This window comes from Mesorhizobium sp. M4A.F.Ca.ET.022.05.2.1 (assembly GCF_003998845.1).
GTDB lineage: Bacteria > Pseudomonadota > Alphaproteobacteria > Rhizobiales > Rhizobiaceae > Mesorhizobium.
In genome coordinates, this window is the sequence record NZ_RZOJ01000222.1 from 1 (window position 1) to 10044 (window position 10044).

Sequence of the window (10044 nt, forward strand, 5' to 3'; positions counted from 1 at the left end):
GCGGCGCTGCATTTCATAGGCATCTTTTCCCCGGGTGCCATCGATCATCACAATGTCCAGCTCACGCTGACCATGGCTAGCCTCAGCCTGCTGCTTGAGGCGCCGACAAGTCGGTCCGCGGCATTGTTTTCCGGCCTTTGCGCCGCCCTGACGCTGGCGGTCGGCATGGAAACCGCCCCCTATGTCGCGACCATCGGCGCCGCTGTTGCACTGCTCTTTATCGTCGACAGGAGCGGCGAAGGCCGGATCGCGAGGGATTTCGGCGCCGGCTTTGCCGGTGTTTCGGCTCTCGTCTTTGTCACCACGATCCCCGCATCCGCCTGGGGCCAGGCGCAATGCGACGCCTTCTCGATCGTGCAATTCGCCATCGCCGCGCTTGCCGGGGCCGGTCTTGCGGTGGTCGCGTCGATAGACGCCGCCGGCCACACGCGCCTTCGGCGTATCGTATCGATCGGCCTGCTCGCCGCGGCACTCGCCGCGGTCGTCCTGTTGTTGTTTCCGCAGTGCCTGGCGGCCCCCTACGCCAATCTCGATCCACGCCTCAAGGAATTGTGGCTCGATCACGTGGACGAAGCTCAGTCGCTGTTCGTGCTTCTCGTCTACAACCCCGCCCGGGTGGCTGCTCGCTATGCCACTCCGCTGATGGGGATGGTGCTCCTGGCTCTTCGCCTGCGCCAGGGCGGCTGGCGCCGGCAGGACAGCCTCGTCGGCGTGCTGCTTGTCGTGGCCTTCATCGTCAGCGCCTGGCAGGTGCGTGGCTCGACTTTCTCGGTTGCCTTTGCCGTCATCCCGCTTTCGGCATGGATCGCCAGATGGCGCGAGCGGGTCGAGGCCAGCCCTTCGCCACGCACCTCGCTTCGCATGGCGGCGGCCTGGCTGCTGTCGGTGAACGCGCTCTGGGCCGGCACCGCCACGGTGGTGTCATCGGCCTTCGAGACCGGCAAGGCCAATGACGAAGTCGCCGACACGAATTGCGAGAACAAGGCCTCGTTTGCATCGCTCGCCCGGCTGCCCGGCACCACTGTTCTGGCGATCTCCAATCTCGGCTCGCCTATCCTCGCCTATTCCGCGCACCGTGTGTTCGCCGGTCCCTACCATCGCAACATCGCCGGAAATCTGCTGGCGCTCGATGCTTTCCTGGGGTCCCCGGCGGATGCGCGAAGGATCGTCGAAAGCCACCATGTCGGCTTGGTGGCCGTCTGCCGCGGCAGCACTGAAAGCCAGCTTCTCGCCGAAACGGCACCCAAGGGCTTTCTTGCCGGCCTGGTGGACGGCAGCGTGCCGGAATGGCTGGAGCCGGTGGCGGGAACCCGCGGAGCTCCGATCGAAATCTACCGCGTCCGCCAGGGCGACTAAGCAGGCCACCCGGCGTCCAGAAAATCGATTTCTCGATACGTTTCCTAAAGGGTTTCCTGCCAGTCTCACCGCAAATTCCGACGTGCAACAGGAACACCGATGCAAACGACGTTTGCCACCGGGCTGGCGGGCAGGGAAAACACGGATCTGGCCTTCACCGATCCGCTGACCGGGCTTGGCAATCACCGCCGCTTCTTCGACAAGGTCGACCGCCTGATCAGCGATCGTTCCGAGGACCCGGCGCCCTTCACCGTCGGCATCCTCGACCTCGACGGCTTCAAGCCGATCAACGACCTGTTCGGCCACAAGGCCGGCGACGACATCCTGATCCAGGTGGCAATGCGGCTGCGCGCCTCGATGGACAGCTATTCCACCGTTTGCCGCATCGGCGCCGACGAGTTCGCCTTCCTCTATCCGATGGTGTTCAGCGAGGAGGCGGCGTCCGAAAAGGCGCGCATGCTGATCGAGATCCTGTCGGCGCCTTATGACGTCGGCGAGCGCACCGCCAGGCTGTCGGCCTCCGTCGGCTGTTCGCTTTTCTACTCCGGCGACGAGACTACCGACATTCTGCTCAACAAGGCCGAAACCGCTCTCTACCACGCCAAGCGTTCCGGTCGCGGCCGGGTCGTCGTCTACACGCGCGAGATGGAAGAGGCGGCCAAGCGCGTCACCCGCATCGAGCAGGCGCTGCGCCGCGCCGTCTCGGCCGGCGAGGTGGAGCCGCATTTCCAGCCCATCGTTGACTTGAACACCCGCCGCACCATCGGCTTCGAGACACTTGCGCGCTGGACCGACCGCGACCTCGGTTCCGTGCCGCCAAATGTGTTCATCCCGATCGCCGAGGAACGCGGCATCATTGGTCCGCTGTCGCAGCTGGTGCTGCGCAAGGCCACCGAGGCGGCGCGCAGCTGGCCGAAGGACCTGTTCCTGTCCTTCAACCTGTCGCCGTCGCAGCTCGTCGACCAGAACACCGGCCTGCACATACTGGCGATCCTCGACCGCACCGGCTTCGATCCGCACCGGCTGGAGATCGAAATCACCGAGACCGGCCTGATGAACGATCCGGCCTCGGCCGAGAAGATCGTGGCGGATCTGCGCCGCGTCGGCATCCGCGTCTCGCTCGACGATTTCGGCACCGGCCAGTCCTCGCTCGGGCGGCTGCGCGAATTCCATTTCGACAAGCTCAAGATCGACCGCGCCTTCGTCTCCTCGATCCTCGACGACCGCCCGTCCGAGCACATCATCCGCGCCATCCTCGCCATGTGCGAGGGGCTCGGCATGGATGTCGTGGCCGAAGGCATAGAGGAGGAGGCGCAGGCCGACCGCCTGGTCCAGTTCGGCTGCGCCGGCGGGCAGGGCTATCTGTTCGGCAAGCCGATCGATGCCGACGCCACGCTCGGCTATCTGCGCGATTCCTATCGCGGCGCCCTCCACGCCAAGGCAATCTGACCGCCGTTCCTGTACGGATTCGGCCAGCCCCTTCATCCGTGCCGGCGTGATTTGCCTTTTTGTCAGACATAAGCTTGAAAATCTGACGTTTATCCCTTGCCCGCGCGCCTTGTCTGGATAGGATGCGCGCCGACCTGGCCAGGGAGAAAAAAGATGATGCCATCGGCACGTTTTGCCGATCTCGAAGGCGCTTCGGTGCTGATCACCGGCGGCGGTTCCGGCATTGGCGCGGCGCTGACCGAGGGCTTTGTCCGGCAAGGCGCGAAGGTCGCCTTCATCGACATCGCCGACCGTCCGAGCATCGCGCTTGCCGACCGCATCGAGAAGGAGCAAGGCCGGCGGCCACTCTACCTCAAGACCGATCTGCGCGACATCGAGGCGCTGCGCGCCTCGGCCGCCAGGGCGGCTGAAGCGCATGGCGACGTCACCGTCCTGGTCAACAACGCCGCGCTTGACGACCGCCACGCGGTCGAGGACGTCACCGTCGAGTTTTGGGACAACAACCTTGCCGTCAACCTGCGCCCGCATTTCTTCACCGCGCAGGCCGTGGCGCCGGGCATGAAGCGGGCCGGTGGCGGCTCGATCATCAACTTCACCTCGACCTCCTATCTCATCAACCACCCCGACATGCCGGCCTACACCGCCGCCAAGGCCGGCATACTCGGCCTCACCAAGGGCCTTGCCGGCAAGCTCGGCGCCGACCGCATCCGGGTCAACGCGATTGCGCCGGGCTGGGTGATCACCGAACGCCAGAAGGAGCTCTGGGTCACCGAACATGGGCTCGCCGCCCATGTCGCCAAGCAATGCATCAAGGATGTCATGCAGCCCGAGGACATCGTCGGCACGGTGCTGTTCCTGGCCTCGGATGCCTCGCGCATGCTGACCGCGCAGATGCTGATCGTTGACGGAGGCTTCCTGTGAGCGCGGCCCCTGCGGTCGCCGCGCTCGATTGGGGTACGACCAGGCTCAGGGCCTGGCTGCTCGACGACGCAGGCAAGGTGCTTGCCGAGCGTCGCGGCGACGATGGGCTGATCACCGCGCGCGAGAAAGGTTTCTCGAAGGTTCTTGAGGGCCACCTGGCCGCCATGGGGGCGCCTGAGACGCTGCCGGTCATCATCTGCGGCATGGCCGGGTCCCGTCAGGGCTGGCTGGAAGCGCCCTATGTCACCGTGCCCTCGCCTCTCGGCGCCATCCTCGCCGGCGCCGCCCGTGTTCCCGGCCAAAGCCGCGACATTCGCATCGTGCCGGGCCTTGCCCAGCGATCGGCCGATGCGCCCGACGTGATGCGCGGCGAGGAGACCCAGCTCGCCGGCGCCGGTTTGCCGGCAAAGGGCCGCCACCTCGTCTGCATGCCCGGCACCCATTCGAAATGGGTGGTCGTGGAGGACGGCGCCGTTGCCGGCTTCGGCACCTGGCCGACGGGCGAGCTGTTTTCGGTGCTGGCCGCGCATTCGATCCTGCGCCATTCGCTGGGCGAGCATCCGGCAGCGGTGGTCGCGGACAATGCCTTCTTCCGTCAATGGTGTGAACGGGCCCTGGGCGAGGGCGGTGACGTCACCTCGAAGCTGTTTGCCATCCGCGCCGCCGGCCTGCTGCAGGATCTGCAGGCCGACGATGCGGCGGCGTGCCTGTCCGGGCTGCTGCTCGGCGGCGAGATCGCTTCGGCGAAACGCCGTTATGGCGCTGGCGATGCACCTGTCGTGCTGGTCGCCTCCGGCGCGCTGGGTGTGCTGTATGCCGCCGCGCTGGGCATCGCGGACCTTGCCCTCAGAACTGTTGACGCCGATGAAGCAGTGCGTGCCGGGCTCGTCGAGGCGGCACGCGAGAACGGCATGATTGGAGCCGCCGCGTGACCCAGACAGCACCGTTTCCGAAACTCAAGCGCGGCCTCGTCGCCATCCTGCGCGGGCTGAAACCGGGCGAGGCGGTGGCGATCGGCCAGGCGATCTTCGATGCCGGTATCGAGGCGATCGAGGTGCCGCTCAATTCGCCGGAACCCTGCGTCTCGATCGCCGGCCTTGTGCAGGCGTTGCCAAAGGCAGCCCTGGTCGGCGCCGGAACTGTGCTGACGGCGGCCGATGTCGACGCCCTGCACGCAGCCGGCGGCCGGCTGCTGGTCAGCCCTAACATTGATGCCGCGGTGATGGACCGCGCTCGGACCCATGGCATGGTGACGATGCCCGGCGTGTTCACGCCGACAGAAGCCTTCCTGGCGATAAGGCTCGGCGCCTCGGCGCTGAAATTCTTCCCGGCAAGCGTGCTTGGCGCCGGCGGCATTGCGGCCGTGCGCGCGGTGCTGCCCGCCGATGTGCTGATCGGCGCCGTTGGCGGTGTGTCCGAGAAAGATTTTGCCGGCTACAAATCGGCCGGCGTCAGCGTCTTCGGCCTCGGCTCCAGCCTGTTCAAGCCCGGCATGGGCGTCGAGGAGGTGGCCGCGCGGGCTCAGGCCGCCGTTGTCGCCTGGGACGCCGCCTTTGGAGATGCATAATGAGCGACACCGTGTCGGTTTTCTCGGACCGCATCTGCCAGCTTGGCGAAGGCCCGAGCTATGACCGCGGCAGCGATGCGCTGTTCTGGTTCGACATCGTCAATGGCCTGCTGTTGGAGCAGGGCGTTGGCTCCGGCGTGCTGAAGGTGCATGATCTCGGCCTGATGGCCAGCGCGCTGGCCATCATCGATGAACAGCGCCAGCTGATCGCCACCGAAACCGGCCTCCATGTCCGCGATGTCCCGACCGGCAAGCTGACGCTGCACACCGCGATCGAGGCCGACAATCCGCTCACCCGCTCCAACGATTCGCGCGTCCACCCCTGCGGCGCCTTCTGGGTCGGAACTATGGGCAAGGACGAGGGCAAGGGCGCCGGCTCGATCTACTGGTTCTTCAAGGGCGAATTGCGCCGGCTGTTTTCCGACATCACCGTGTCGAACTCAATCTGCTTTTCCGCGGACGGAAAGATCGCCTACTACACCGACACCTCGACCGGGCTCTTGATGCGCGTCGCCTGCGATCCCGCGGCCGGGCTGCCCATAGGTGAACCAAAAGTGTTCGTCGATCACCGTTCGTCCAAGGGCTATGTCGACGGTTCCGTCATCGACCGCGACGGCGTGCTGTGGAACGCCGTCTGGGGCGGCAGGGCGGTCAAGGCCTATGCTCCGGACGGCACGCTGCTGCGCGAAATCCCGATGCCGGTGACGCAGCCCTCCTGCCCGGCCTTTGTTGGCGCGAAGGCCGACAGGCTGGTGGTGACCTCGGCGTGGAAGGGCAAGGACGAAAAGCAGCGCCAGCTCGACCCGCAGGCCGGCATGACCTTCCTGCTCGATTTCGAGGTCAAAGGCCGCTTCGAGCCGCGCGTGCTGATCGCCTGAAGCGACCGGGTCACCGGTTCGCTTTGCGGTTCGGCCCCGTTCTGTCACGCAACCGCCTGCCTTCGTCGGTTTCGCGAGAGCCAATGGCGTCAGCCGTGCGATGGTAGAGGCCGGACCGCCAAGAGCCTTTCCAATCGATGCCGCGCAACCAGCCGAGACTGATCCTCGTCCACGAGCCGGAGAAAGCCTGTTTCGACCGGCTGGTCGCCGACGGCTACCCGGCGGAGCGCGCCACCGAGATATCGTCCTACCTGGCACAGTCGACCGACCTTGCGCCGGAATTCGAGGTGCTGGCCGCTGCTTGCGAAGCGCGCGGCCTCGCCTTTGCGTCGGTCGAGCTGGATGAAGCCGCCGGCGTGCTTGCCCGCGCTGATCGGGATGCCACGCTGGTCTGGACGCTGACCGACGGCATCGCCTATTTCCGGGGCGGCGCGGCGCCCGCGCTGGCAAGGCTCAATGGGCTGAAGACCATCGGCGCCGACGATTCCTTATTCGCGCTCTGCCAGGACAAGTTCCGCTCCGGCGCCGTGCTCGGCGCGCTTGGCTTGCCGGCGCCGCAGGCAGGTCTGGCGCGGAACGGGGAATGGCTGGTCGAGCCGCCAGCCTCGGAAGCCGGCTGGTTCGTCAAGCCGAACCGCCTCGGTGCCAAGATCGGCATCTGGCCGGATTCGCGTGTGGCTGATCTCGGTCATGCGCTGGAGCTTAGCCGGCGCGTCTTCGCCCACTATCGCGACGACGTCGTCGTCCAGCCCTATGTCGCCGGCCGCAACGTGCGCGCCAGCTTCCTCGGCCTGAAGCCGGAGACCGGCGTCGAGGCGCTCGGCATCGCCTTCGTCGAGTCCGGTGGCGATTTCCAGACCATGGCCGACAGCCTGGCGCTCTATGGCGATACCGGCGGGATCGCGAAGGCCGCCGGAACCTATGCCGAGCCGGTGCTCGAGCCCGTCACCGCGAGCCAACCGGCAGCCGATGCGATAATCCGCCGGATCGCCGGGGGCCTGATGACCGGGCTCGGCTTGCGCGATGTCTTCTCCGTCGACCTCAGGGTGGAGGCCGACGACACCGTCCATCTCATCGAGTTCGAGGTCTGTCCCGGCCTGCCCTGCTTCGATTTCCGTGACTATTGCCGCGCGCAATGGGGCCTCGGTCTCGCCGATGCGATGGCCGAAACCGCGAGGACCCGGCTTCGACCATGACCCCGAAAAGTGGGAGCCGGTTTTCGGACAAGGTCATGGTCAAGCAGGGGGCTAGATGCCCTCGACCAGCACGATCTCGCCGTCGGCCACCTTCTGGCGGATGGCGACGGCGCGCTGGTATTCCGGCGAATGGTAGCATTCATGCGCCGCGGCAAGCGACGGAAACTCGATGATGACGTTGCGCGCGCGGCCCGGCCCCTCGGCCTTCTCGTGCTCGCCGCCGCGCGCCAGGAATTTCGCGCCGAACCGCTCGAAGGCCGGCTTCGCGGCGGCGACATAGTCCTTGTAGCCCTCGGCGTCGCGCACATCGACGCGGGCGACCCAGTATCCCTTTGCCATATCGTTTCTCCGAGTTTGGGACTTATGCGGACCGCATTTCGGCCAGGATGGCCTCGGCGGCAGCGCGCCTGTCGGCGGCGCCGACGATCGGGCGGCCAACGACAAGATGGCTGGAGCCGTTGCGAATCGCCTGCGCCGGGGTCACCACCCGTTTCTGGTCGCCATGGTCGCTGCCCTTGGGGCGTATTCCCGGCGTGACCACGGCCATGTTCGGCCCGACGATCCGGCGCACGGCTTCCGCCTCCTCGGCGGAACAGACGACGCCGCCCATGCCGGCATGCAGCGCTTGCTCTGAGCGCCTCAGCACCAGCGTGTGCGGGTCGTATTCGTAGCCGGCGTCGATCATGTCCTGCTCGTCCATCGAGGTCAGCACGCTGACCGCGAGCAGGCAGAGATCGCTGCCCCGGGCCGCTTCGACAGCAGCCCGCATCGCCTTGGGATAGGAGTGGATGGTGAGCATCGTCATGCCCATCCTGACGATGTTCTCGACCCCCTTGGCCACCGTGTTGTCGATGTCGAGCAGCTTCATGTCGAGGAAGATCCTGATGCCGCCGCTGGCAAGCTCGCGAGCGAAGTCGAGTCCGCCGGCGAAGGCCAGCTGATAGCCGATCTTGTAGAAGGAGACCGTGCCGTCGAGCTCGCGCACCGCTTTCTCGGCGTCCTTCACCGTCGCCACGTCGAGACCGACGATCAGCCTGTCGCGCATGGTGTCGGCATGCTCCGGGATCATGCTTCGATCCGGCTGGACAGCATGCGCGAGGTTTCGATCAGTGTGCGGCATAGGCGCTCCATCGATTGGCGTAGTCTGTCGTCGCGGAAATGTCCATTCTCGTCGAAGGCGTCGCTGGCGCCAGAGACCGAGCATTCCGGCGTGACCACCTCGACCTGGCAGCGCACCAGCACGGCGCGCAGGTGATTGATGCAGCGTATGCCGGCAAACTTGCCGTCGGAGGAGGAGCAGAGGCCGGCGGGCTTGCCTGCAAACGGCCTGAACGAGCGGCCGCCGTCGCGGCGTATCCGGCTCACCCAGTCGATGCTGTTCTTGAGCAGAGGTGGCAGCGAGCCGTTATATTCCGGCGTGGCGATCAACAGTCCATCGTGGTTGGCGATCAGTCGGCCGATCCGCATGGCATTCTCGGGAATGCCTTTCTCCTTTTCCAAGTCCTCGTCCATGATCGGCAGCGGATAGTCGCCAAGCGAGATGCGGGTCACCTCGGCGCCCTGCATGGCAAGCTCTTTCTGCGCCACGTCCGCGGTCCTGCCGCTGAAGGCGCCCCACCGGATCGAGCCTGCGAAGACGAGGATTTTTGGGATCATTGGCATTGGCCACCCTTGTTCCCGGACAGGTACAGAAAGGGGCCGCTCAAATCAACGTTTGGATGAGGGAGGAAGAGAGTAGGGCAGTAAGGCAGTAAGGCAGTACGGTATCGAGCCATTCACTCCCCTGCTGCCCCACTGCCGTAGTCCCCTATTCCTTCTCCTCTAATGCGCCTCGCGCCGGTAGATCCACAGCTGCGTCGGCGGGATGTTGCGGATGATGAAATCGAAATGCTTGACCGTGTAGTCGCCGCGGCCGGGCGGGATCGGCGACAGCGGACCATAGGTCAGCTGAACGATCGGCCGGCCGGCGGGGATGCGGTCGAGCAGGCTTTCGATATAGGCGATGCGCTGGGCGACCGGGAAGTTCAGCAGCGGCACGCCGGAGACAACCGAATCGAACACCATGTCGCGCTTGTCGCCGAGCGTCGCGTTGAGATTGAAGGCGTCGCCTTCGATGACGTTGACGCCCGGATAAAGCCGACGCAGGTGGCGCACGAAATCGGTCGAGTATTCGACCGCGTAGAGATTTTCCGGCTTTATCCCCTGCGCCAGGATGGCGCGGGTGATGACGCCGGTGCCGGGGCCGACCTCAAGCACCGGCAGGCCGGATTTCGGATTGACGATCGAGGCCATCTTGCGGGCGGTGATGGAACTGGTGGGAACGATCGAGCCGACCGTCTTCGGCTTGTCGATCCAGCCCCTGAAGAACTTCAGCTCGTCGTCGAACTTCTCCGCCAGCGACTTGCGCAACCCGGGACCACGTGCCATGCGAGCTCTCCTCAACGCTCCCCGACCCGCTAATTAGCAGCTAGGTGGGACAAGGCAAGGCGTCAACCTGGCATAAGGTGTTGATGACGCTCGGGAAGCAATCCCCGGGACATGCCCTTCAACCTCTCAGCGGTCGCTGAAGGATTCGAAAAAGTCCTTCATGCGGGCGAAGAAGCCGCTCGACTGGGGCGAATTGTCCTGCGAGGACAGCTGCTCGAACTCTTCCAGGAGCTCACGCTGCCGGCGCGAC

The 10044-nt window shown here is 65.7% G+C and carries 11 protein-coding genes and 1 pseudogene; 7 read left to right on the forward strand and 5 right to left on the reverse strand.

The window, feature by feature from the left end; genetic code table 11:
- The 7 genes from EN745_RS21825 to EN745_RS21855 all read left to right on the forward strand — a co-directional run.
- Positions 1-1356 (forward strand): GtrA family protein (locus EN745_RS21825; protein WP_127422229.1); only part of this gene is annotated, 1356 nt, incomplete at its 5' end.
- A 99-nt stretch (positions 1357-1455) separates the two neighbouring features.
- Entirely contained in the window at positions 1456-2805 is a 1350-nt protein-coding gene (locus EN745_RS21830) for an EAL domain-containing protein (RefSeq protein WP_126057228.1), read from the forward strand.
- A gap of 153 nt (positions 2806-2958) precedes the next feature.
- A complete protein-coding gene (locus tag EN745_RS21835) occupies positions 2959-3726 on the forward strand; it encodes an SDR family oxidoreductase (RefSeq protein ID WP_126057227.1) in 768 nt (255 codons plus the stop codon).
- Positions 3723-4658 (forward strand): 2-dehydro-3-deoxygalactonokinase, encoded by a 936-nt coding sequence (locus EN745_RS21840; protein WP_127422230.1) that lies wholly within the window; start codon positions 3723-3725, stop codon positions 4656-4658. Before EN745_RS21835 ends, EN745_RS21840 begins: the two co-directional genes overlap by 4 nt.
- Positions 4655-5293 (forward strand): 2-dehydro-3-deoxy-6-phosphogalactonate aldolase, encoded by a 639-nt coding sequence (locus tag EN745_RS21845; protein WP_126057225.1) that lies wholly within the window; start codon positions 4655-4657, stop codon positions 5291-5293. Before EN745_RS21840 ends, EN745_RS21845 begins: the two co-directional genes overlap by 4 nt.
- A complete protein-coding gene (locus tag EN745_RS21850) occupies positions 5293-6171 on the forward strand; it encodes an SMP-30/gluconolactonase/LRE family protein (protein WP_127422231.1) in 879 nt (292 codons plus the stop codon). The genes EN745_RS21845 and EN745_RS21850 overlap by 1 nt, the downstream gene beginning before the upstream one ends.
- A 137-nt stretch (positions 6172-6308) precedes the next feature.
- Complete coding sequence (locus EN745_RS21855) at positions 6309-7367, forward strand: D-alanine:D-lactate ligase-like protein (RefSeq protein WP_126057223.1); 1059 nt, start codon at positions 6309-6311, stop codon at positions 7365-7367.
- A 51-nt stretch (positions 7368-7418) separates the two neighbouring features.
- Here the strand turns inward: EN745_RS21855 and EN745_RS21860 are convergent, their stop codons facing one another.
- The 5 genes and pseudogenes from EN745_RS21860 to EN745_RS21880 form a co-directional block, all read right to left on the reverse strand.
- Positions 7419-7706, reverse strand: coding sequence for a DUF1330 domain-containing protein (locus EN745_RS21860; protein WP_127400114.1), 288 nt, complete (start codon positions 7704-7706; stop codon positions 7419-7421).
- 22 nt (positions 7707-7728) lie between these two features.
- Positions 7729-8436 (reverse strand): orotidine-5'-phosphate decarboxylase, encoded by a 708-nt coding sequence (gene pyrF, locus EN745_RS21865; protein WP_127422232.1) that lies wholly within the window; start codon positions 8434-8436, stop codon positions 7729-7731.
- Positions 8433-9029 (reverse strand): NADPH-dependent FMN reductase, encoded by a 597-nt coding sequence (locus EN745_RS21870; protein WP_126057220.1) that lies wholly within the window; start codon positions 9027-9029, stop codon positions 8433-8435. Before EN745_RS21870 ends, pyrF begins: the two co-directional genes overlap by 4 nt.
- A 159-nt stretch (positions 9030-9188) precedes the next feature.
- Positions 9189-9794 carry a phospholipid N-methyltransferase PmtA gene (pmtA, locus tag EN745_RS21875; RefSeq protein ID WP_126057219.1) on the reverse strand — a complete coding sequence of 202 codons (606 nt, stop codon included), beginning with the start codon at positions 9792-9794 and terminating at the stop codon, positions 9189-9191.
- A gap of 126 nt (positions 9795-9920) precedes the next feature.
- A pseudogene (locus EN745_RS21880) lies at positions 9921-10044 on the reverse strand (molecular chaperone DnaJ); the annotation flags it as partial.

Bases quoted from the DNA above. Each gene is read 5' to 3' on its own strand.
- EN745_RS21830 (WP_126057228.1), top strand. From the start codon at position 1,456: ATGCAAACGACGTTTGCCACCGGGCTGGCGGGCAGGGAAAACACGGAT.
- EN745_RS21835 (WP_126057227.1), top strand. From the start codon at position 2,959: ATGATGCCATCGGCACGTTTTGCCGATCTCGAAGGCGCTTCGGTGCTG.
- EN745_RS21850 (WP_127422231.1), top strand. From the start codon at position 5,293: ATGAGCGACACCGTGTCGGTTTTCTCGGACCGCATCTGCCAGCTTGGC.
- EN745_RS21855 (WP_126057223.1), top strand. From the start codon at position 6,309: ATGCCGCGCAACCAGCCGAGACTGATCCTCGTCCACGAGCCGGAGAAA.
- EN745_RS21860 (WP_127400114.1), bottom strand. From the start codon at position 7,706: ATGGCAAAGGGATACTGGGTCGCCCGCGTCGATGTGCGCGACGCCGAG.
- pyrF (WP_127422232.1), bottom strand. From the start codon at position 8,436: ATGATCCCGGAGCATGCCGACACCATGCGCGACAGGCTGATCGTCGGT.
- EN745_RS21870 (WP_126057220.1), bottom strand. From the start codon at position 9,029: ATGCCAATGATCCCAAAAATCCTCGTCTTCGCAGGCTCGATCCGGTGG.
- pmtA (WP_126057219.1), bottom strand. From the start codon at position 9,794: ATGGCACGTGGTCCCGGGTTGCGCAAGTCGCTGGCGGAGAAGTTCGAC.